This is a genomic window from Dinoroseobacter sp. PD6 (genome assembly GCF_028807315.1).
Taxonomy (GTDB): Bacteria; Pseudomonadota; Alphaproteobacteria; order Rhodobacterales; family Rhodobacteraceae; genus Dinoroseobacter; species Dinoroseobacter shibae.
Window position 1 is genome coordinate 96,110 of the sequence record NZ_JARAMN010000011.1, and the last position, 23,605, is coordinate 119,714.

17 protein-coding genes are annotated in these 23,605 nt (G+C 67.2%); 11 read left to right on the forward strand and 6 right to left on the reverse strand.

Features of this window, described 5'->3' with window-relative positions:
* Positions 1-4 precede the first annotated feature (4 nt).
* From PVW48_RS16965 to PVW48_RS16985, 5 genes are all read left to right on the forward strand, one after another.
* Positions 5-1,783, forward strand: coding sequence for an acyl-CoA dehydrogenase C-terminal domain-containing protein (locus PVW48_RS16965; protein WP_274582185.1), 1,779 nt, complete (start codon positions 5-7; stop codon positions 1,781-1,783).
* A 73-nt stretch (positions 1,784-1,856) separates the two neighbouring features.
* Entirely contained in the window at positions 1,857-3,005 is a 1,149-nt protein-coding gene (locus PVW48_RS16970; RefSeq protein ID WP_274582186.1) for an acyl-CoA dehydrogenase family protein, read from the forward strand.
* A 280-nt stretch (positions 3,006-3,285) separates the two neighbouring features.
* Complete coding sequence (locus PVW48_RS16975) at positions 3,286-3,921, forward strand: glutathione S-transferase family protein (protein WP_274582187.1); 636 nt, start codon at positions 3,286-3,288, stop codon at positions 3,919-3,921.
* Positions 3,922-3,932: 11 nt separating this feature from the next.
* A complete protein-coding gene (locus tag PVW48_RS16980) occupies positions 3,933-5,144 on the forward strand; it encodes an acetyl-CoA C-acetyltransferase (RefSeq protein WP_274582188.1) in 1,212 nt (403 codons plus the stop codon).
* A gap of 14 nt (positions 5,145-5,158) precedes the next feature.
* On the forward strand, positions 5,159-7,363 hold the full coding sequence (locus tag PVW48_RS16985; RefSeq protein WP_274582189.1) for a 3-hydroxyacyl-CoA dehydrogenase NAD-binding domain-containing protein: 2,205 nt from the start codon (positions 5,159-5,161) through the stop codon (positions 7,361-7,363).
* 56 nt (positions 7,364-7,419) lie between these two features.
* Here the strand turns inward: PVW48_RS16985 and PVW48_RS16990 are convergent, their stop codons facing one another.
* On the reverse strand, positions 7,420-8,337 hold the full coding sequence (locus PVW48_RS16990; protein ID WP_274582190.1) for a DMT family transporter: 918 nt from the start codon (positions 8,335-8,337) through the stop codon (positions 7,420-7,422).
* A gap of 93 nt (positions 8,338-8,430) precedes the next feature.
* Between PVW48_RS16990 and PVW48_RS16995 the strand changes: the two genes are divergently transcribed.
* Complete coding sequence (locus tag PVW48_RS16995) at positions 8,431-10,056, forward strand: long-chain-fatty-acid--CoA ligase (RefSeq protein WP_274582191.1); 1,626 nt, start codon at positions 8,431-8,433, stop codon at positions 10,054-10,056.
* Positions 10,057-10,492: 436 nt separating this feature from the next.
* A complete protein-coding gene (locus PVW48_RS17000; protein ID WP_274582192.1) occupies positions 10,493-11,509 on the forward strand; it encodes a hypothetical protein in 1,017 nt (338 codons plus the stop codon).
* Here the strand turns inward: PVW48_RS17000 and upp are convergent, their stop codons facing one another.
* From upp to PVW48_RS17025, 5 genes are read right to left on the reverse strand one after another with little or no spacing between them, the layout of a single operon-like run.
* On the reverse strand, positions 11,510-12,142 hold the full coding sequence (upp, locus tag PVW48_RS17005) for a uracil phosphoribosyltransferase (RefSeq protein ID WP_012177509.1): 633 nt from the start codon (positions 12,140-12,142) through the stop codon (positions 11,510-11,512).
* Entirely contained in the window at positions 12,139-13,134 is a 996-nt protein-coding gene (locus tag PVW48_RS17010; RefSeq protein WP_274582193.1) for an adenosine deaminase, read from the reverse strand. The genes upp and PVW48_RS17010 overlap by 4 nt, the downstream gene beginning before the upstream one ends.
* Entirely contained in the window at positions 13,131-14,330 is a 1,200-nt protein-coding gene (locus PVW48_RS17015) for a phosphopentomutase (RefSeq protein ID WP_274582194.1), read from the reverse strand. Before PVW48_RS17015 ends, PVW48_RS17010 begins: the two co-directional genes overlap by 4 nt.
* The gene (locus PVW48_RS17020) at positions 14,327-15,634 is read right to left on the reverse strand and encodes a thymidine phosphorylase (protein WP_274582195.1); all 1,308 of its coding nucleotides are present in this window, start codon (positions 15,632-15,634) and stop codon (positions 14,327-14,329) included. Before PVW48_RS17020 ends, PVW48_RS17015 begins: the two co-directional genes overlap by 4 nt.
* The gene (locus PVW48_RS17025) at positions 15,631-16,023 is read right to left on the reverse strand and encodes a cytidine deaminase (protein ID WP_012177505.1); all 393 of its coding nucleotides are present in this window, start codon (positions 16,021-16,023) and stop codon (positions 15,631-15,633) included. Before PVW48_RS17025 ends, PVW48_RS17020 begins: the two co-directional genes overlap by 4 nt.
* Before the next feature lie 173 nt (positions 16,024-16,196).
* Between PVW48_RS17025 and PVW48_RS17030 the strand changes: the two genes are divergently transcribed.
* The 4 genes from PVW48_RS17030 (at position 16,197) to PVW48_RS17045 (ending at position 23,602) form a co-directional block, all read left to right on the forward strand.
* Positions 16,197-18,476: an NADP-dependent malic enzyme gene (locus PVW48_RS17030; protein WP_274582196.1), complete on the forward strand. Its 2,280-nt coding sequence runs from the start codon at positions 16,197-16,199 to the stop codon at positions 18,474-18,476.
* A 180-nt stretch (positions 18,477-18,656) separates the two neighbouring features.
* A complete protein-coding gene (gene prpE / locus PVW48_RS17035) occupies positions 18,657-20,549 on the forward strand; it encodes a propionate-CoA ligase PrpE (protein WP_274582197.1) in 1,893 nt (630 codons plus the stop codon).
* 210 nt (positions 20,550-20,759) lie between these two features.
* Positions 20,760-22,214, forward strand: a complete 1,455-nt coding sequence (locus tag PVW48_RS17040) for a response regulator (protein WP_274582198.1) — start codon at positions 20,760-20,762, stop codon at positions 22,212-22,214.
* Positions 22,211-23,602, forward strand: a complete 1,392-nt coding sequence (locus PVW48_RS17045) for a sigma-54-dependent transcriptional regulator (RefSeq protein WP_012177501.1) — start codon at positions 22,211-22,213, stop codon at positions 23,600-23,602. The genes PVW48_RS17040 and PVW48_RS17045 overlap by 4 nt, the downstream gene beginning before the upstream one ends.
* The last annotated feature ends 3 nt before the right edge of the window (positions 23,603-23,605 follow it).

Here is a 23,605-nt window from a genome sequence, read left to right on the forward strand (position 1 = left end):
ATCCATGCCCACCTATACCGCCCCCACGAAGGACATGCAGTTCCTGCTGCACGACGTGCTCCAGGTCTCGCAAAACGACATCCCCGGCTATGACGAGCTGGACCGCGACTTCACCGGCGCCGTGCTCGACGAGGCCGGCAAGCTCGCGATGGAGGTTCTGCACCCCCTGAACACCGTCGGCGATCAGCAAGGCTGCGTTCTGGAAAACGGCGTGGTGCGCACGCCGAAGGGGTTCAAGGACGCCTACAAGATCATGTGCGACGGCGGCTGGACCGGGCTGGACATGGATCCCGAATACGGCGGCCAGGGCATGCCCTACATCCTGCAGACCGCAACGGGCGAGATGTTCTCGGCCGCCAACATGGCGTTCCAGATGTATAACGGGCTGACCCATGGCGCGATGTCGGCCCTGGCAGAGCACGGCTCGGACCAACAGAAAGCGACCTACCTGCCCAAGATGATCGCGGGCAACTGGACCGGCACGATGAACCTGACCGAGCCGCAATGCGGCACCGATCTGGGCCTAATCCGCACCAAGGCAGAGCCGCAGGAGGATGGCAGCTACGCCATTACCGGCCAGAAGATCTGGATCTCGGCGGGCGAGCACGACATGTCCGAAAACATCGTGCATCTGGTCCTGGCCAAGATCCCCGGCGGCCCCGAGGGCGTGAAGGGCATCTCGCTCTTCATCGTGCCGAAGTTCCTGGTGAACGACGATGGCAGCCTGGGCGCGCGCAACGCCGTCTCCTGCGGCGGGCTTGAGCACAAGATGGGCATCCACGGCAACGCCACCTGCGTGATGAACTATGATGGCGCAACCGGCTTCCTCGTGGGCGAGATGCACAAGGGGCTGCGCGCCATGTTCACCATGATGAACGAAGCCCGCCTCTCGGTGGCGCTGCAGGGCTATGCGCAGGGTGACATCGCCTATCAGAACGCGCTCGGCTTTGCCCGCGACCGGCTCCAGGGCCGCGACATCACCGGCGCACAGGCCCCCGACAAGCCCGCCGACCCGATCATCGTGCACCCGGATGTGCGTCGCAACCTGATGGACCAGAAATCCTTCGTCGAAGGCGCCCGGGCACTGGTGTTCTGGGGGGCCACGCTGATCGACCAGGCCCATCGCAACAAGGACGCCGAGGCGGATGCGATGATCTCGCTGCTGATCCCGGTGATGAAGGGGTTCCTGACCGACAAGGGGTTCGAGACCACAGTACTGGCCCAGCAGACCCTCGGCGGGTCGGGCTTCACCCGCGAATGGGGGCTGGAGCAGTTCGTCCGCGACGCCCGCATCGCGATGATCTACGAAGGCACCAACGGCATCCAGTCCCTCGACCTCGTCGGTCGCAAGCTGGGGCTGAATGGCGGCAAGACCGTCATGGCCTTCTTCGACATGGTCAAGACCTTCCTCAAGGAGAACGAAGACAATGCCGAGCTGAAATCCGGCTTCCTCGACCCGCTGAAGGCGGCCTCCAAGGACCTGCAATCGGCCGGCATGTACTTCATGTCCGACGGCATGAAGAACCCCAACAACGCTCTGTCGGGGTCCTATGACTTCATGCACCTCTTCGGCCATGTCTGCCTGGGGCTGATGTGGGCGCGGATGGCCAAGGCGTCGATGGCCGCCCTGGAGGCAGGCGATACCGATACCGACTTCCACGCGACCAAGATCGCCACGGGCCGCTACTACATGTCCCGCCAGCTGCCGATGACCGGCACGCACCTGGCGCGCATCATGTCCGGCGCCGAACCGGTCATGGCGCTGGACGCAGCCAACTTCTAAGCTCGAACCAACACGCGCAGGCCCGCCGGAACCGGCGGGCCGCACACGACCAATTCTCCTGGGGAGGGGACACATGAGCAGTGCAACATGGATGACCGACGAGCACCGGATGCTCGCCGAGATGACCCGTAACTTCATCACCACCGAATGGGCACCCAATTTCGAACGCTGGCGCGACCAGGGCGAAATGGACCGCGAGATCTGGCAGCAGGCGGGCGAGCTCGGCCTGCTCTGTCCCTCGGTGCCCGAAGCCTATGGTGGCCCGGGCGGCGATTTCGGGCACGAGGCCGCGATCCTGATCGAGATCGCCCGCGCCAACCTGTCGGCCTGGGGTGCCGGGCATGGCATCCATTCGGGCATCGTGGCGCACTACATCCTGGCCTACGGCTCCGAAGAGCAGAAGCAGAAATGGCTGCCGAAGATGGTCTCGGGCGAGATGGTCGGGGCGCTTGCGATGACCGAACCCGGCGCGGGCTCGGACCTGCAGGGGATCAAGACCCGCGCGGTCAAGGACGGCAACGGCTACCGGCTGAGCGGCTCGAAGATCTTCATCACCAACGGCCAGCATGCCAACCTGATCGTGGTCGCCGCCAAGACCGACCCGTCCGCAGGCGCCAAGGGCGTGTCGCTGGTGGTGCTGGAAACCGAAGGCGCCGAGGGCTTCTCGCGCGGGCGCAACCTGCACAAGGTGGGCATGCACGCCTCCGACACCTCGGAGCTGTTCTTCGACAACGTCGCGATCCCGCCCGAAAACCTGCTGGGCGGCGAAGAGGGCAAGGGCTTCTACCAGATGATGACCCAGCTGCCCCAGGAACGGCTGATCATCGCCGCCGGCGCCGTGGGCGCGATGGAGGGGGCCGTCGAACGCACCGTCGCCTACGCCAAGGAACGCCAGGCCTTCGGCGGCCCGATCCTGCAATTCCAGAACACCCGGTTCAAGCTGGCGGAATGCCAAACCAAGACCACCGTGGCCCGCGCCTTCCTGAACGAATGCATGGCCGAGCACCTCGAAGGCAAGCTCAGCGTCGAGAAAGCCGCCATGGCGAAATACTGGATCACCGACACGCAAGGCGAAGTGATCGACGAATGCGTGCAGCTCCATGGCGGTTACGGCTACATGGCCGAGTACGACATCGCCCAGATGTGGAGCGACGCCCGCGTCCAGCGGATCTACGGCGGGACCAACGAGATCATGAAGGAATTGATCGGGAGGGCCCTGTGACCCGGCCCCCCACCCCGGCCGCCCGCGCGTTGCAGGCGTCTTGCCGTGAGTATTTTTGCACAAAAGAAGATGGGAGTGCGCCCCTGCCCTCCGGCCTTGCGCGGGATGACAGGGGCGACTTCTCTTGCGACGGCCATCGGCTCTCCAGCCTGTACCGTGGCGCCAGACTAAGGCGATTAACCTTAACGGCCGGTGAATCGGAGACAGAAATCCTGGCTTCTTTTGCGTCCAAATACTCAAGTCCCAAACTCACAACCGCACCGACGCCCGGAGGTACAGCATGACCGTGAAACTGCACTGTTTCGGCGAATCCGGGCATTCCTACAAGGCGGCTCTCGCGCTCACTCTCGCCGGGATCGACTGGACCCCGGTCTATGTGGATTTCTTCAAGGGCGGCGGGCGCGGCCCCGAGCATCTGACGCTGAACCCCATGGGCGAGTGCCCGGTTCTGGTGGATGGCGATCTGACCCTGACCCAGTCCGGCGTGATCCTCGACTATCTGTCGGAGAAAACCGGCCGCTTCGGCCTGCACGACCCGGCGATCCGGCGCGATGTGCTGCGCTGGGTGCTCTGGGACAATCACAAGATGTCCTCCGTCGCGGGCGTCACCCGGTTCCTGATGAACTTCCTGCCCGCCTACAAACAACCCGCCGAGGTCATCGCCTGGCACCAGGGCCGCCTGCGCGGCGCGCTCAGGACGCTGGATGCCGCGCTCGCAGGCCGGGACTGGCTCGTGGGGCCCGACGTGACTGCCGCCGACATCTCCTGCTGCTCCTACCTTTTCTATCCCGAACCGTTCGGGTTCGACCGCGCCGAATACCCGAATATCGACCGCTGGCTCGACGGGCTCAAAGCCCTGCCCGGCTGGAAACACCCTTATGACCTGATGCCCCGCGCCTACCCGGCCGCGGCATGACCGGAGGACACATGACCGAAGCCTATATCTACGACGCGATCCGCAGCCCCCGCGGCAAGGGCCGCAAGGACGGAAGCCTGCACGAGGTGACCGCCGTCAGCCTGTCGGCCCAGACCCTCAACGCGATCAAGGACCGCAACGGGCTGACCGGCCACGCGGTCGAGGACGTGATCTGGGGCAACGTAACCCAGGTGATGGAACAGGGCGGCTGCCTCGCGCGGACCGCCGTGCTCGCGTCTGACCTGGATGAGAGCATCCCCGGCCTTGCCATCAACCGCTTCTGCGCCTCGGGGCTGGAGGCCGTGAACCTCGCCGCCAACCAGGTGCGCGGCGGCGGCGGGAACGCCTATATCGCCGGCGGGGTCGAGATGATGGGCCGCGTGCCCATGGGCTCCGACGGGGCGGCCATTGCCGCCGATCCCAGCGTCGCGATGAAGACCTATTTCGTCCCCCAAGGCATCTCCGCCGACATCATCGCCACGGAATACGGCATCAGCCGCGATGACGCGGACGCGCTGGCCGTGGCCAGCCAACGCCGCGCCAAGGCCGCCTGGGACGAGAACCGCTTCAACGGCTCGGTCTTCACCGTGCGCGACCAGAACGGGCTGAACATTCTCGATCACGACGAATACATGCGCCCCGAGACCGACATGCAGTCCCTGGGCGCGCTGAAGCCCGCCTTCAAGGATATGGGCGAGCAGATGCCCGGCTTCGACAAGATCGCCCTGATGAAATACCCCCATCTGGAGAAGATCGAGCATATCCACCACGCCGGGAACTCCTCCGGGATCGTCGACGGTTCCGCCGCCCTGCTGATCGGCAACAAGGCGTTCGGCGAGGCGCACGGGCTCAAACCCCGCGCCCGCATCAAGGCGACGGCCAAGATCGGCACGGATCCCACGATCATGCTGACCGGGCCTGTCCCCGCCACGGATAAGATCCTGGCCGATTCGGGCATGAGCATCTCGGACATTGATTTATTCGAGGTGAACGAGGCGTTCTCCTCGGTCGTCCTGCGCTTCATGCAGGCCTTTGATGTGGACCACGACAAGGTAAACGTGAACGGCGGCGCGATCGCCATGGGCCACCCGCTGGGCGCCACGGGTGCCATGATCCTCGGCACGCTCCTGGACGAGCTGGAGCGCACCGGCAAGGGCACCGGCCTCGCCACGCTCTGCGTCGCCTCCGGCATGGGTGCCGCCACCATCATCGAACGCGTGTGAGCGGGAGAAAAGACATGACCGATTTCACCATGAAAACAGACGCCGACGGCGTCGCCATCATCACCTGGGACGTTCAGGGCAAATCCATGAACGTCATGAACCAGCAGGGGTTCGAGGATCTCGACGCGCTCGTCGACAAGGCGCTGGCCGATGACACCGTCAAGGGGATCATCATCACCTCCGGCAAGGACAGCTTTGCGGGTGGCATGGACCTCAACGTCATCGCCAAGATGCGCGACGACGCCGGCGACGACCCGGCCCGTGGCCTCTTCGAGGGCGTGATGGCCATGCACGCCATCCTGCGCAAGATCGAGCGCGCCGGGATGGACCCCAAGACCAACAAGGGCGGCAAACCCGTCGCCGCCGCCCTGCCCGGCACCGCGCTCGGCATCGGGCTGGAGATCCCGCTCGCCTGTCACCGGATTTTCGCCGCGGACAACCCCAAGGCCAAGATCGGCCTGCCCGAAATCATGGTCGGCATCTTCCCCGGCGCGGGCGGCACCATGCGGGTGTCGCGCAAGCTGGGCGCGATGCAGGCTGCGCCCATCCTGCTCGAAGGCAAGCTTTTCGAGCCGAAAAAGGCCAAGATGGCCGGCATCGTGGACGAAGTGGTGCCCGCGGAGGAGCTGCTCGACGCCGCCAAGGCCTGGGTGCTCTCCGCCAAGGACGCCGACATCGTCAAGCCCTGGGACCTCAAGGGCTACAAGTTCCCCGGCGGCGCGCCCTACCACCCGGCGGGCTTCATGACCTTCGTCGGCGCCAGCGCCATGATCCATTCCAAGACCATGGGCGTCTACCCGGCGGCCAAGGCGCTGCTGAGTGCGGTCTACGAAGGGGCCATGGTTCCCTTCGACACCGCGCTCAAGATCGAGGCGCGCTGGTTCACCAACGTGCTGATGAACCCGTCGTCCAGCGCCATGATCCGCTCGCTCTTCATCAACAAGGAGGCGCTGGAAAAAGGCGCCGTCCGTCCCGACGTGCCCGACCAGAAGGTGAAGAAGGTCGGCATCCTCGGCGCGGGGATGATGGGCGCGGGCATCGCCTATGTCTCGGCCAATGCCGGGATTGAAGTGGTGCTGATCGACGCCGCCCAAGAGTCCGCGGATCGCGGGAAGGCCCATGCCGCGGGCATCCTCGACAAGGGCATCGCGCGCAAGAAGGTCACGCCCGAGAAGAAGGAGCAGGTGCTCGCCCGCATCACCGCCACCACGGACTATGCCGCCCTCGAAGGGTGCGACCTGGTGGTCGAGGCGGTGTTCGAAGATCCGGGCGTCAAGGCCGAGGTGACCGCAAAGGCCGAAGCCGTGATCCCCGGCGATGCGATCTTCGCCACCAACACCTCCACCCTGCCGATCTCGGAGCTGGCCAAGGCCAGCGCCCGGCCCGAGCAGTTCATCGGCATCCATTTCTTTTCGCCCGTGGACAAGATGCTGCTGGTGGAGATCATCAAGGGGAGACAGACCGGCGATGTGGCCGTGGCCAAGGCGCTCGACTTCGTGCGCCAGATCCGCAAGACCCCCATCGTGGTCAACGACGCGCGGTTCTTCTACGCCAACCGCTGCATCATCCCCTACATCAACGAGGGGATCCGCATGGTCGCCGAGGGCGTCAATCCGGCCCTGGTCGAGAACGCCGCGAAACTGGTGGGCATGCCGCTGGGGCCGCTGCAACTGGTGGACGAGACCTCCATCGACCTGGGCGTGAAGATCGCCAAGGCCACCCGCGCGGCCATGGGCGACGCCTACCCGGACGGGGCCGTGGACGAAGTGCTGTTCTGGATGGCCGACGAAGGCCGTCTGGGCCGCAAGTCCAATGCGGGCTTCTACACCTATGACGAGGCGGGCAAGCGCGGTCTGCTCTGGGAAGGGCTGGCCGACCGCTACCCGGCGGCCAAGGAACAGCCCGAGCTGACCGCCGTGCAGCACCGCCTGCTCATGGCCCAGGTGCTGGAGGCCGTGCGCGCCCTGGAGGACGGCGTGCTCATGGACATCCGCGAGGGCGACGTGGGCGCCATCCTCGGCTGGGGCTTCGCGCCGTGGTCCGGTGGCCCGCTCAGCTGGCTCGACATGATCGGCGCCGCCCGCGCGGTGGAGATCTGCGATGCGCTGACCGACACCCACGGCGCCCGCTTCACCACGCCCGCGCTCCTGCGCGAAATGGCCGAGAAGGGCGAGACCTTCTATGGCCGCTTCGGGGCGGAGACCCGCAAAGCCGCCTGACCCGGCACCCGTCGCGCCGCGCAACAGGCTCCGCCCCGGCGGGGCCTGTTGCCGTTTCAGGCCGCCACTTTCCGCCCGCGCAGGATGATCGCGCAGCCCGCCACGAGGATGCAGCCGATCCCGAGGATCGCGACCGGCCCCGGCACCTCCGACCACAGCAAATATCCCCAAACCCCGGCAAAGGGCAAAAAACTGTACTCGAAGACCGACACATAGGACGGATCCGCGATCTGGTAGGCCCGCACGAGACATCCCACCGCCACCAGCGACAGGATCGCCTGCATCAGGCACAGCCACAGGAACCGCGGCGTCACCTCCTGCCAGCCCGTGCCGAAGAAACTCGCCTCCCCCGGCGCGCCCCCCGCCCCGACCAAGGCCAGCACCGCCAACCCCAGGCTCCCATAGACCGCCATCACCAGGAAAAACCCGAACACGAGGCAGGCCGGGCTCTCGCCCATGCAGAGCCGCCGCGTGGTCAGCGCCCCGGCCGCATAGAGGGCCCCCGCCAGCACCGGCAACAAGGTCAGCGGCGAGAACGCCGCGCTGCCCGGCTGCAGCACCAGCAGCACACCGGCAAACCCCATGGCCACCGCCGCCGCGCGCCAGACCCCGATCCGCACCCCGAACAGCACGATCGAGATCAGCAGCACGAAGATCGGCGAGGTATAAAGCCCCGCGCCCGCAATCGCGATCGGCACCACCGCCACCGCGCCGAAATACAGCGTCAGCGCCGTCGCCATAAGCACCGAGCGCTGGATCACCGCCCGCCACCTGACCGGCCGCAGCGACCAGCCACGCCAGCGCGCCACACCCCACAGCAGCGGCAATGCCATCGCGCTGCGAACGGCGAGGAATTGCCACAGCCCCGCATCCTCGGCGATCAGCCGCACGAAATTGTCGACAAAGGCGATCAGCGCCATCGCAAGCAACAGCAGACCCGCCGCAGCGGGCACATGATTGGACGACATCTGCATCGGGACCTCTTTCGGCACGGCAAGAGTTGACCGCGGCGGGGTGACGCACTCTATTCGGGCAAGAGGCTGCGAAAATCAAGGGGAGGGCACGCCATGGGCTGGCTGGCAAATGAAACCGGGCTCGACAAATGCGCCGCGAATTATGTGCCGCTGACGCCGCTCAGCCATCTCGCGCGGGCCGCCCGGGTCTATCCGGCGCGCGAGGCCGTGGTCTACGGCGACCGCAGCTTCACCTATGCCGAGTATCACGGCCGCGTCAGCCGCCTCGCCTCGGCGCTGGCGGGCGCCGGGATCGCCCCGGGCGACGTGGTGGCGACGCTCCTGCCCAACACCCCCGCCATGGTCGAGGCGCATTTCGGCGTGCCCGCCTGCGGCGCGGTCCTGAACACGATCAACATCCGGCTCGACGTGGACACGGTCGCCTATATCCTCTCCCACGGTGGCGCCAAGGCGGTGTTGGTGGACAGCCAGTTCCTGCCGCTCGCCGCCGAGGCCTGCGAACGGCTCGACGGGCCCGCGCCGCTCCTGATCGAGGTAGCCGACGACGCCGCAGGGGTCCATGCCCTGGGCGGCTACACGGAATACGAGGATTTCCTCGCGGGCGGCGACCCGGACTTCCCCTGGATCATGCCCCGGGACGAATGGGAAAGCCTGGCCCTCAACTACACGTCCGGCACCACCGGGCGGCCCAAGGGCGTGGTCTACCACCACCGCGGCGCGTATCTGATGACCATGGGCACGGTGATCTCCTGGCGCATGGTGCTCTACCCCCGCTGGCTCGCCATCGTGCCGCTCTTTCACTGCAACGGCTGGAACCACAGCTGGATGATGCCCATGCTCGGCGGCACGGTGGTGTGCTGCCGCGATGTGTCGGCGCAGGCGATCTACACCGCCATCGCCGAGAACGGTGTCACCCATTTCGGCGGCGCGCCCATCGTGCTCAACATGATCGTCAACGCGCCGGAGGCCGCCCGCCGCCCCTTTTCGCACACGGTGGAGGTCTTCACCGCCGGCGCGCCGCCCGCCGCCGCCACCCTTGCCGCGATCGAGGAGCTGGGCTTCAACGTCACGCAAGTCTACGGGCTGACCGAGACCTATGGGCACGTGACCGAATGCGTCTGGAACCCCGATTGGGACACCCTGCCCCAGGCAGAGCGCGCCGCGATCAAGGCCCGCCAGGGCGTGGCCCTGCCCCAGATGGAGCATATCACCGTGATGGACGCTGAGATGCGCCAGGTGCCCATGGACGGGGCCACCACGGGCGAGGTGATGATGCGCGGCAACTCGGTGATGAAGGGCTATTACCGCAACCCCGACGCCACCGCCGAAGCCTTCGCAGGCGGCTATTTCCACTCCGGCGACATCGCTCTGCAACATCCCGACGGCTACATCCAGATCGCCGACCGGGCCAAGGACATCATCATCTCCGGCGGCGAGAACATCTCCTCGGTCGAGGTCGAGGGCGCGCTGATGCACCACCCGGCGGTGCTGCTCTGCGCGGTGGTGGCCAAGCCGGACCCGACCTGGGGCGAGGTGCCCTGCGCCTTCGTCGAACTGAAGGACGGCAAGACAGCCGAGGAGGCCGAGATCATCGCCTTCGCCCGCGAGCGGCTGGCAGGCTTCAAGACCCCCAAGAAGGTCGTCTTCACCGAACTGCCCAAGACCTCCACCGGCAAGATCCAGAAGTTCGAGCTGCGCAACCGCGCCAAGGCCCTGTAACCCGGCCGCCCGCGCACCCTCCGGCGGCGCGGGCGTTAACCTATTCAAGAACTGGAATGTTTCGCATGCGAAACAAATCCCTGTAACCCCCTGACCCGCCCGGATTTCGCAAAAAAATTTGTCGGCAAGATCACCCCGGCCCGGGCCTGCCGCTTTAACCTTTCGGGGCTTTTCCACCCCGCAGATCCCCCGGCCCCCCCTTCATGTGTGCCGAAATACTCCAGGAGGGGTCGCGCAGCGACGGGGGCGAAGCCCCCGCTTCGGGCGACGTGCGCGGCACGGCGCACTACGTGACCCGCCCGACCCGCGCCGCCCGACGCGCACCCTGCGTTTCGCCGCGCACCCCAATCCACCCCGCCCTCTCGGTTTGGATTGAGCGTGCCCCGGCGACAGGCTAGGGTGAGCGCCACAACGAGAAACACAGGCATCCCCGGCAGTGACCGCGCTCAAGGACTATATCCGGCTGGAATCCACGGGTCTGTGGCGCGCCGACGAGGCGGCCCAGCGGCGCGACGTCTATGTTTTCGTGGGCACCGCCTCGCTGGTGATCGCCGACAAGACCGAAGCGCCCCTCTCCCACTGGTCCCTGCCCGCGATCGAGCGGCGCAATCCCGGCGTGCGCCCCGCGCTTTTTGCCCCCGGCCCGGATGAAGACGAGACGCTGGAGATCGAAGACACCGACATGATCGAGGCGATCGAACGGGTTCAGCGCGCGGTCAAACGCGCCGAACCCAGACCCGGACGCCTGCGATTGCTTAGTGCCGCGGGCGCCGCGCTGCTCGTGCTCGCCGCGGGCGCCTTCTGGCTGCCCGACGCGATCAAGGACCACGCCACCTCCGTCGTGCCCGTCGCCCAGCGCGCGGCCATCGGTGCCCAGGCCCTCGGCGCGCTGGAACAGATGACCGGCCCGGCGTGCACCACGCCCGAAGGCCGCCGGGTGCTGGCCCAGCTTACCCGCCGCGTGGCCAGCCCGGATGCGCCGCGCGTCCACGTGGTGCGCAGCGGGGTGGAGACGAGCCTGCTGCTGCCGGGTCCGCTTGTCGTGCTGGGCCGCAGCGTGATCGAAGATCACGAGACCGCCGACGTGGCCGCAGGCGCGCTGCTGTCGGAACTGGCCCGGGCCGAGCTGCACGACCCCCTGCGCGACATGCTCGACGTGATGGGCACGACCACCACCCTGCGCTTCCTGACCACGGGCAAGCTGCCCGACCGCGCGCTGCAGGCCTATGCCCGTCACGCCCTGCGCACCCCGCCCGAGGCCATTCCCGAAGCCGCCCTGCTCGACCGCTTCGCCCGCGCCCGCGTTGCCACCACGCCCTATGCAAGGGCGCTCGATGTCACCGGCGAAACAACGCTCGGCCTGATCGAGGCGGATCCCTACCGCGATGCCGCAAGCCCCGTGGTGCTCGACGACAATGCCTGGGTGGTGCTGCAGGCGCTCTGCGAGGGCTGACTACTTGGTGCCGAACAGACGGTCGCCCGCATCCCCGAGACCGGGCACGATATAGCCCTTCTCGTTGAGGTGACTGTCCACCGCCGCCGTTACGATCGGCACGTCCGGATGCGCCTCCTTCATCCGCTTGACCCCTTCGGGCGCGGCCAGCAGGCACAGAAACCGGATGTCCTTCGCGCCCGCCTTCTTCAGCATGTCGATGGCCGCCGCGGACGAGTTGCCCGTGGCCAGCATCGGATCCACGGCGATCACCATCCGCTCTTCAAGGTTTTCCGGCACCTTGAAGTAATACTCCACCGGCTCCAGCGTCTCTTCGTCCCGGTAGAGCCCGACAAACCCGACCCGCGCCGACGGGATCAGCTGCAAAACCCCGTCCAGCAGCCCGTTGCCCGCCCGCAGGATCGAGATCAGCGCCAGCTTCTTGCCCTCCAGCTTCGGCGCGTCCATCGGCTCCAGCGGGGTCTCGATCCGCGCGGTCCCGAGCGGCAGGTCCCGCGTCACCTCATAGGCCAGCAGCAGCGCGATTTCCTGCAACAGCCGCCGAAACTCCGAGGTGGAGGTTCCCTTGTCGCGCATCAAGGTCAGCTTGTGCTGCACGAGGGGGTGATCGACGATGGTGCAGTGCTCGGTCATGTGAACTCTCCGAATGTGGGGGCCAGCCGGGTGCGCAAAGCCTCCCGGGTCGCGGTGTCGCAAAAGGCGGCGTCGAGGGCGGCATAGGTGATCGCGGCGAAATCCGGAAGCTCCCAGCCGAAGCTTTGCGCGAGGTTTTCGTATTCTCCGCTCATGGTGGTGTGAAAGAACGGCGGATCGTCGGTCGAGACGGTCACCGGCACCCCCGCCTTGCGCAAGCGTTCGATCGGGTGGGCGCGCCAGTTGGGGTAGACCCCCAGCGCGACGTTGGAGCCGGGGCAGACCTCCAGCGTGATGCCGGCCTCGGCCAGCTCCTCCAGCAGCCCGGGGTCTTCGATGGCCTGCACCCCGTGCCCGATCCGGGTCACGCCCAGGTCGCGCACCGCGTCGCGCACGGACCGCGCCCCGCCCCACTCGCCCGCATGGGCGGTCAGCTGCAGCTCCGCCTCGCGCGCCATGTCGAAGGCATAGGCGAAATCCTTGGGCGCACCTTTCATCTCTTCCCCCGCGATGCCGAACCCGGTGATGAACGCCCCCGCGGTTTCCGCCGCGCAACGGGCGGTTTCGCGGGCAGCTTCGGGGCCGAAATGGCGGATGCAGGTGACGATGCCGCGCATCACGATGCCGTCGGCGGCCTCGGCGTCTGCCGCGGCCTCGGTCATCGCGGCGAGGTAGTCGCGCCAGGCATCCAGGTCGCGGCCGCCGCAGAAATCGGGGCTAAGGAAGGCCTCGGTATAGATCACGCCTTCGGCGGCGGACGCCTCCAGCACCGCGCGGGTGAGCCGATAGAAATCCTGGGGCGTCTGCAACACGGTGCAGGCGGCCTCGTAGACCCGCAGGAAATCGACGAAATCGCGGTAGGCATAGGCGCCGCGCGCGTCGAAGATGCCCGACAGGTTCACGGATTTCTCCGCGGCCAGCCCGCGGATGAAGGCGGGTGGCGCAGCGCCCTCCAGATGCAGGTGCAATTCCAGTTTCGGAAGCTCTTTCATGGCAGCATCGCCTTGCCCATATCGAACATTTCAATCCCAAGATGGGCGCCAATCGTCGCCCCGATATCCCCAAATCCAACAATTCCGACTTCATGGACGCCCACGCCGTAGCCGACCACCGGGACGCGTTCGCGTGTGTGTTCGGTGCCGTGCCAGGTGGGGTCGTTGCCGTGATCGGCGGTAAAGATCGCGAGGTCTCCGGGCCGCAGGGTCGCGAGGAAACGGGGCAGTTGCGCGTCGAACCATTCCAGAGCGCGGGCATAGCCCGCCACGTCGCGGCGGTGACCATAGAGGCTGTCGAATTCGACGAAATTCGCAAAGGTGAGGGAGCCCCCCTCGGCCACCTGCCCGGCGGCGATCAGCGCCTCCATCAGCGCGGCATCGGACCCCTTGGCGACCGTGTCGATGCCGCGCCCCGAGAAGATATCCTTGATCTTGCCGATGGCATGGACCCGGCGCCCGGCGGCCTGAACCCGGTCGCACAGGGTCGGCGCCGGGGGCGCGATGGCGAAGTCGCGGCGGTTCTGAGTGCGCACGAAGCCTGTCGCCTCCGAGCCGAGGAAGGGCCGCGCGATCACGCGGCCGACCTTCATCGCGTGCAGGCGCGGCGCGAGGGTTTCGCACACGTCCAGCAAACGGTCGAGCCCGAAGGCCTCTTCATGGGCGGCGATCTGCAGCACACTGTCCACGGAGGTGTAGCAGATCGGCCAGCCGGTGCGCAGATGTTCCGCCCCGAAACGCTCGATCACCTCGGTGCCCGAGGCATGGGTGTTGCACAGCGTGCCCTCGGTGCCCGCGGCCCGCGCCATCTCGGCCAGCAGGTCGGGCGGGAAGGCCGGGTCGGTGTCGGGGAAGGTCGTCCATTCCCAGGGGACGGGAACGCCCGCAAGCTCCCAGTGCCCGGTGGGGGTGTCCTTGCCGCGCGACACCTCGGTCGCCGCCCCCCAGAGCCCGGTGGGCGTTGCCGCCAGCCCCGGCGTCTCGGCGCCGGAGGCCAGCCGGATCGCCGCGCCCAGCCCCAGCCCGTCGAGCACCGGCATGCGCAGGGGGCCGCTGCGCCCCGCGTCGGCCCGACCGGCGGCACAGGCCTGGGCGATATGGGCCAGCGTGTTGGCGCCTTCATCGCCGAAATCCGCGGCATCGGGGGCACCGCCGCAGCCGACGCTGTCCATCACGATCAGGAAAGCACGGGTCATGGGCGGACCTCTCCGAGGACAAGCGGCGTCGCGTCGAAACTCGTGCCGAGGGTAAAGGCCGCCTGAACCTCGACCACGGCGCGGTCGGCGGCCTCTTCGCGGGCGGCATGGACCCGGGCGATGGGCTCGCCCCGGACGACGGAGGTGCCGAGCGGGGCGATATCCGACAGGCCCACCGCCGGGTCGACCGGGTCGGTTTCCACCTGCCGCCCGCCGCCCAGGGACACCACCGCCCAGCCCAGCGCCTTGGCATCGCAGGCGGTCAGCACGCCCGCCGCGGGCGCAGGCACTTCGCGCACCACCGGCGCTTCGGGCAACCCGGCAAGGCCCGTGGCCACCACGTTGCGCGGCCCGCCGAGGGCAGCGACCATGCGGGCGAAAACCTCCGCCGCGCGGCCATCGCGCAGAGTGGCGTCGATCCGTGCCGCCCCGTCCGCGGGGTCGTCCGCCAGCCCGCCCAGGGCCAGCAGCGCCCCGCCCAGGGACACGGTCGCCGCGCGCAGGCGCGGGCTCGTCGCGTCGCCCCGCAGGATACGCAGCACCTCCGCCACCTCCAGCGCATTGCCCGCGGCACTGGCGAGGCTCTCATCCATATCCGTCAGCAGCGCCCAGGTGGGACAGCCCGCGCCATTGGCCGTGCGCACCAGCGCCTGCGCCAGATCCCGGGCCGCCGCGGGGTCGGTCAGAAACGCGCCCGAGCCGCATTTGACATCCAGCACCAGCCCGCCCAGCCCCGCCGCGAGCTTCTTGGACAGGATCGAGGCGGTGATCAGGTCGATGCTTTCGACCGTGGCGGTGACGTCGCGGATGGCATAGAGCCGCCGGTCCGCGGGCGCGATCTGGCCCGTGGCCCCGACGATGGCGCAGCCGGTCTCGGCCACCACCGCCCTCAGCGCATCCTCGGAAATGTCGGTGCGGTAGCCCTCCAGCGCCTCGAGTTTGTCGAGCGTGCCGCCCGTATGACCCAGCCCCCGGCCCGAGATCATCGGCACGTAAGCCCCGCAGGCCGCCAGCGCCGGGGCCAGCAGGAGCGACACCGTATCCCCAATCCCGCCCGTGGAATGCTTGTCGAGCACCGGCCCGGGCAGGTCCCAAGCCAGCACATCGCCACTGTCGCGCATGGCTTGCGTCAGCGCCACGCGCCCCGCATCGCCCAAGCCCCGCAACAGGACCGCCATGGCGAAGGCCCCGGCCTGGGCATCGCTGACCGTGCCGGAGGCGAGGCCCCGGGCGAAGGCGCGCAGGTCCTCCGCCACCACCGGCGCGCCGTCCCGCACCGCCGCGATCACCGTCCGCGCGGTCACGGGGCGGCCATGTGGCTCTGATCGAAGGCGCCGGGCAGTAGCTCCGACAGGGTCATGCTGGCCCGCGCGCCGCCGGTGGTGCCAAGGGTCACGACCGTCTCCGGCGCGCCGAACTCGCGCAGCTTCTGGCGGCAGCCGCCGCAGGGGGGCACGGGGCTGGGGCTGTCGGCGATCACCGCGACCTCGGTCAGAACGGTCTCGCCCGCCGCGACCATGGCCGCGATCGCGCCCGCCTCGGCGCAGGTGCCCTCGGGATAGGCCACGTTTTCCACGTTGCACCCGGTATAGACCGCCCCCGATGCGGCCCGGATCGCGGCCCCCACCTTGAACTCGGAATAGGGCGCGTAGGCGTTTTCGCGAACCGCGCGCGCGGCCTCCATCAGCTCCATCTCAGCACCTCCTGCATGGGCGCACAGTGCTTTGGCCCACCGGGGTTTGCAAGACCGCCCGTGCCCAAACCCGGCCCGTGCCGCCTGGCTGCGGTCATCGGCGCGGATTCCGTGTTCACAGGGGAGGCGAGATGGTTTAAGGCTAAACTAGTTTCAATTCGGGGAGGGGACCCTTGTCTGCCAGCAAAGATGACAGCGCCCGTCAGGCCGCGCTTTATTACCACTCGCACCCGCGGCCCGGCAAGCTGGAGGTGCGCGCGACCAAGCCGCTGGCCAACCAGCTCGATCTGGCGCGCGCCTATTCCCCCGGCGTGGCCGAGGCCTGCCTGGAGATCAAGGCCGATCCGACCGCCGCCGCACTCTATACCGGGCGCGGCAACCTGGTGGGCGTGGTCACCAATGGCACCGCCGTTCTGGGGCTGGGCAATATCGGCAGTCTCGCCTCCAAGCCGGTGATGGAGGGCAAGGCGGTCCTGTTCAAGAAATTCGCCAATATCGACTGTTTCGACATCGAGCTGAACGAGAAAGACCCCGAAAAGCTGGCGGAGCTGGTCTGCGCGTTGGAGCCCACCTTCGGGGCGATCAACCTCGAAGACATCAAGGCGCCGGACTGTTTCATCGTGGAAAAGATCTGCCGGGAGCGGATGAACATCCCCGTCTTCCACGACGACCAGCACGGCACCGCCATCGTGGTGGGGGCTGCGGCGACCAACGCCCTGCGCGTGACGGGCCGTACCTTCGAGGATCTCAAGATCGTCTCCACCGGGGGCGGGGCGGCGGGCATCGCCTGCCTCAACATGCTGCTGAAACTCGGGGTGAAACGCGAGAACGTCACTCTGTGCGACGTGGCGGGCGTGGTCTACAAGGGCCGCACCGAAGAGATGACGCCCCAGAAGGAAGCCTATGCCCAGGACACCGACGCGCGCACCATCGCGGATGTGATCGCAGGGGCGGACATGTTCCTCGGCCTCTCGGCCCCCGGGGTGCTCACCCCCGAGATGGTCAATCAGATGGCTGATCAGCCGATCATCTTCGCACTGGCCAACCCCACGCCCGAGATCATGCCCGAACTGGTCCGCGAGGTCGCCCCGGACGCGATCATCGCCACGGGGCGCACGGATTATCCCAACCAGGTCAACAACGTGCTGTGTTTCCCGTTCATCTTCCGCGGCGCGCTCGATGTCGGCGCGACGGAGATCAACGACGCCATGCAGATCGGTTGCATCGAGGGGATCGCGGCGCTCGCCCGCGCCACCACCAGCGCCGAGGCAGCCGCCGCCTATCGCGGCGAGCAGATGACATTCGGGCGCGACTACCTGATCCCGAAACCCTTCGATCCGCGCCTGATGGGCGTGGTGGCCACCGCCGTGGCCCGCGCCGCCATCGAGTCCGGCGTGGCCGAGCGGCCGATCGAGGATCTCGACGCCTACAAGGCCAAGCTGGACGGGTCGGTCTTCAAGTCGGCCATGATCATGCGCCCGGTCTTCGAGGCCGCCGCCCAGGCCGAGCGCAGCATCGTCTTCGCCGAGGGCGAGGACGAGCGGGTGCTGCGCGCCGCCAACTCGATGATCGAACAGACCACCGACAAGCCCATCCTGATCGGGCGGCCCGAGGTGGTCATCGCCCGCTGCGAGCGCGCGGGCCTGCCGATCCGGCCCGGCAAGGATTTCGAGCTGGTCAACCCCCAGGACGACCCGCGCTATCGCGACTACTGGGAAACCTACCACGCGATCATGGAACGCAAGGGCGTCACCCCGGACATTGCCAAGGCGATCCTGCGCACCAATTCCACCGCCATCGGCGCGATCATGGTCCATCGCGGCGATGCCGACAGCCTGATCTGCGGCACGTTCGGGCAATACCTGTGGCATCTGAACTATGTCTGCGAGACCCTGGGACAGGACGGGCTGCATCCGGTCGGCGCGCTCAGCCTGATGATCCTGGAGGACGGGCCGCTCTTCATCGCCGACACCCATGTCCACGCCACCCCCACCCCGCAGCAGATCGCCGAGACCGTCTGCGGGGCGGCGCGCCATGTGCGCCGCTTCGGGCTGGAGCCGAACATCGCGCTCTGCTCGCATTCGCAGTTCGGCAACCTGGACATCGATTCCGGGCGGCGGATGCGCGCGGCGCTGGCGCTTCTGGACGGGATGAACCTGGATTTCGCCTATGAGGGTGAGATGCACACCGACAGCGCGCTCGACCCCGAACTGCGCGCCCGCATCTTCCCCCATTCGCGGATGGAAGGGGTGGCCAATGTGCTGGTCTTCGCCAATTCCGACGCGGCCTCTGGGGTGCGCAACATTCTCAAGATGAAGGCCAACGGGCTGGAGGTCGGGCCGATCCTGATGGGGCTGGGCAACCGCGCCCATGTGGTCACGCCGTCGATCACCGCGCGCGGATTGCTCAACATGTCGGCCATCGCGGGCACCCCGGTGGCGGTCTACGGCTGAGCGGCGGCGTCGCAACGATCGGCATCGCGGATAGAGCGCGGCGAAATTTATAAACCGGGTTTCGGATGGGGGTTTGCATGTCGCATCCGGCGCCCGGGCGTTAGCACAATCAGTCGCAGGCGCCCCCCTTGCCCAAGCCCTCGAGTGCCTTGAAAATAAGCGCACTTCAGGAGGACGCCGATGACCTATTCTCAGACCTATGCTGCGTGGAAAAACGACCCCGAGGGGTTCTGGATGGAGGCCGCGCAGGCCATTGATTGGGTCACACCGCCCGGCGCGGCGCTGAACTCCGACAACGCCCCGCTTTACGAGTGGTTCACCGATGCCGAGGTCAACACCTGCTTCAACGCGGTGGACCGGCATGTGCAGGCCGGGAATGGCGACCGGGTGGCGATCATCCATGACAGCCCCGTCACCCACACCAAGCAGGAAATCACCTATGCCGAGTTGCAGGAGCGCGTATCGCTTCTGGCCGGGGCGCTGCGCGCCAAGGGGATCGAGAAAGGTGACCGGGTCCTGATCTACATGCCGATGGTGCCCCAGGCGCTGGAGGCGATGCTGGCTTGCGCGCGGCTCGGCGCGATCCACTCGGTGGTGTTCGGCGGGTTTGCCGCCAACGAGCTTGCGGTGCGGATCGACGATGCCACGCCCAAGGCGATCATCGCCGCCTCCTGCGGGATCGAGCCCGGGCGCGTGGTCCATTACAAGCCCCTGCTCGACGGCGCGATTGACCTGGCGACCCACAAGCCCGACTTCTGCCTGATCTTCCAACGCGAGCAGGAGGTCGCCCACCTGGAGCCGGGCCGCGATTTCGACTGGCACGAGGCGCAATACGGCGTGGATCCTGCCGAATGTGTGCCGGTGGCGGGCAACCACCCGGCCTATATCCTCTATACTTCGGGCACCACCGGGCAGCCCAAGGGCGTGCTGCGCCCGACCGCGGGGCATCTCGTGGCGCTCAACTGGACGATGAAGAATATCTACAACGTGAACCCGGGCGATGTATTCTGGGCGGCCTCGGACGTGGGCTGGGTCGTGGGGCATTCCTATATCTGCTACGCGCCGCTGATCCACGGCAACACCACCATCGTGTTCGAGGGCAAGCCCGTAGGCACGCCTGATGCGGGCACCTTCTGGCGCGTGATTTCCGAGCACAAGGTGAAGTCCTTTTTCACCGCCCCCACCGCCCTGCGCGCGGTCAAGCGCGAGGATCCCAACGGGGAGTTCATCGGAAAATACGACCTGTCCCATCTGAAAACCGTCTATCTGGCCGGCGAACGGGCGGATCCGGATACGATCCAGTGGACCATGGACAAGCTCGGCGTGCCGGTGATCGACCACTGGTGGCAGACCGAAACCGGCTGGGCCATTGCCGCCAACCCGATGGGCATCGAACACCTGCCGGTCAAGATCGGCAGCCCCTCGGTCGCCATGCCCGGCTACGACGTGCAGGTGCTGGACGAGGGCGGCCACCCGGTCGCCCCCGGCACCCTCGGTGCCATCGCGGTCAAGCTGCCGCTTGCCCCCGGCACCCTGCCGAACCTGTGGCAGGCCGAGGAACGCTTCGTCAAAAGCTATCTGACCACCTTCCCGGGCTATTACGAGACCGGGGATGCGGGGTACATCGACGAGGACGGCTATCTGTACATCATGGCGCGCACGGATGACGTGATCAACGTCGCCGGACACCGGCTGTCCACCGGCGCGATGGAAGAAGTTCTGGCCAGCCATCCGGACGTGGCGGAATGCGCGGTGATCGGCGTGTCGGACACCCTGAAGGGGCAGATGCCGCTGGGCTTTCTGTGCCTGAGCGCGGGCGTGAACCGACCCCATGACGAGATCGCCAAGGAATGCGTCAAGCTCGTGCGCGAGAAGATCGGCCCCGTGGCGGCCTTCAAGCTCGCCTGCGTGGTCGACCGGCTGCCCAAGACCCGGTCGGGCAAGATCCTGCGCGGCACCATGGTCAACATCGCCGACGGCACCCCGTGGAAGATGCCCGCAACCATCGATGACCCGGCGATCCTCGACGAAATCACCGAAGCCCTGGGCAAACTCGGCTATCCGGCCAGCTGACGTTCCGGCAGGTTTCCGAGCACACGGTCTTTTTTGTTTTGTAAATCCGGGTAAGTCGCATAGGTTTGATTTACAACCATGCGCTGAACCGACCGCAGCGTGCACCGAACCTGAACTCAGGGATGAGTAGGCTACGTGACGTCACCTGACACTGCTCTGCAGCGTTCCGATGAGCCGGCGAACGCCGAAACATCGGACCAGATATCCTTGTTGTCCCACGATATTCGCGGGGCGATGTCGGATGTCATCGGGGGGTTGCGGCTGGTTGACATGGGCGTGCTGGAGCCGGACACCCGCGCGCAACTGGAGCGGGTGCGCTCCTCCGGCGAGGTGCTCGCGCGGCTGGTCGAAGAGATCCTGTCCTGGGCCAACGAGGGCGAGGATGCCCCGCGCAGGCCGGGACAGAGGCTCAATCTGGGCCGGTTCCTGCAGGATCTCGACAGCCGCTGGACCGGGCGCGCGGTGGCCTCGGGCCTGCGGTTCCGGATGACGATTGCCGACACGGTACCCTCGGTGGTCGGGCTGGACCGGGTCGCGCTGGAGCGTATTCTCGGCAACCTGATCAGCAATGCGCTGAAATATACCGACCGGGGCGAGGTGCAGCTGGACATCAGCCTGTTGCCGAGCCGGGACCTGCAATTCAGGGTGCTCGACCAGGGGCCCGGTTTTTCCGACGCGGCCCTCGCGCTGTTGTTCGAGATGCGCGGGCGGCCCGATAACGCCCCGAAACCCGGCACCGGGCTGGGCCTGCATATCGCCAAGGAATTGTCCGATGACATGGGAGGACGGCTGATGGTGGCGAACCGGGCTGGCGGCGGGGCACTGGTGTCCCTGAGCATCCCCGATGGGGTCTGGACCACGCCGGACACCGCGCCTGCCCAGAGCCGGTCCCATGACCTGAGCGGCAAGCATATCCTGGTGGCCGAAGACAATGAGACCAACCAGATCCTGACGACGCAGATGCTGGAGGCGCTGGGGGCGACCTCGGAGATCGCGGTCGACGGGGTGGCCGCCCTCGACGCGCTGGACCAGCGCAACTTCGACCTGGCGCTGATCGACATCGAAATGCCCCGGCTCAACGGGATCGAGGTGATCCGCACCATTCGCACCCGGAACGATGCCAAGGCAAAGATGCCGTTGATCGCGCTGACGGCCTATGTCCTGCGCTCGAACCGCGAAGCGATCTACCAGGCCGGGTCCGACGCGATCATCGCCAAGCCGATCATGTCGCTGGAAAGCTTCGCCGAGACGCTGGCCCAGCATCTCGGGGCGCCGACGACCTCAGACGAGTTGGAGGCCAGCAACGTGGTCTCGATGCCGGACCGGAGCCGGTTCGACCGGCTGCTGGAGATCGCCGGCACCGACGGCGCACGCGAGTTGCTGAGCCGGTTGACCGCGGACCTCGAACGGGTGCGCGACAATCTCTGCCTGGCGATCCCGCGGCTCGACCAGTCGATGCTGCGGGCCGAGACCCATGTGCTGATATCGCTGGCGGGCGCCGTGGGGGCGGACCGCTTGCATACACTGGCCTCGACGCTGAACGCGGCGGCCCACCGCATGGACGAATGCGAAATCGTGACGCTGGGGAGCGAGGCGAAATCGCGCATTGATGACCTGTTGCGGGTGATCGAACGCGAAGCCGCTGAAAGGATCCCGACCGTATGAGTGCGCCGCCTATCCTGCTGATCGAAGACACGCCGTCGCTTCAGCTTGTCTATGACGCGATTATCCGGGGGGCCGGGCATGCCGTGATTTGCGCTGACACGGCCGATGCCGGGCTGACCGGGTTCAAGACCCACAAGCCCCGTGTCGTCGTGCTCGACCTGATGCTGCCGGACCGGGACGGGCTGGAGCTGATGCGCGAATGCCTCGCACTCAATCCCGACGCGCGTTTCGTGGTGATCACGGCCAATGGCTCGATCAACCGCGCGGTGGAGGCGATGCGCGGCGGGGCCTATGAATTCCTGGTCAAACCCTTCGACGAGGGCCGTTTCCTCGCCGCGATCGACAACGCCCTGCGCGACCATGTCCGCCCGCCCGAGGAAACGCCCGAGGTCCTGAACGACTTCCGCGGCTTCATCGGCAGTTCGGACACGATGCAGGACGTCTATCGCCGCATCCAGTCGGTCAGCCGGTCCATGGCCACGGTGTTCATCACCGGCGAGAGCGGCACCGGCAAGGAGGTCTGCGCGCAGGCGGTCCATGACAGCTCGACCCGGGCGGGCAAGCCCTTCGTGCCGCTCAATTGCGGGGCGATCCCGTCGGATTTGCTGGAATCCGAGGTGTTCGGCCATTTGCGCGGGTCCTTCACCGGTGCCATCGCCGACAAGATCGGCGCGGCGGCGGCGGCGGATGGCGGCACACTGTTTCTCGACGAGATCTGCGAGATGGACCTGAACCTGCAGACCAAGCTGCTGCGGTTCCTGCAGACCTCGACGATCCAGCCCGTGGGCGCGACAAGGGCGCGCAAGATCAACGTGCGGATCATCTGCGCCACAAACCGCAACCCGCTGGAAGAGGTCCGCAGGGGCCGGTTCCGCGAGGATCTGTATTACCGCCTGCAAGTGGTGCCCATCCACTTGCCCCCCTTGCGCGAACGGGGCGAGGATGTGATCGCCATCGCCCGCGACGCGGTCCGCAAGTTCGCCGCGGAGGAAGGGCGCCGGTTCACCGGGCTCGCCCCGGAGGTCGAGGCCCTGTTCCGCACCCTGCCCTGGCCCGGCAATGTGCGCCAGGTGATCAACGTGATGCGCAATGTCGTGGTGCTGAATGACGGCCCGCTGGTGACCCAGACCATGCTGCCGCTGGAGATCCTGCACCACCACGAGGCGATGACCAACAATGCCGGGCCGGTCGGCCTGCCGCCCGAGAAGCCGGTCGTGTCGCTCGATGGGTTGATGGGCCGGACCATGGCCGAGATCGAGCGCATGGTGATCGAAGAGACCATCGCGCGCCATGGCGGGTCCGTGCCCAAGGCCGCGCGGGTGCTCGACCTGTCGCCCTCGACGATCTATCGCAAGCGCGAGGCCTGGATGAAGGACGCCGCCGAGTAGCGG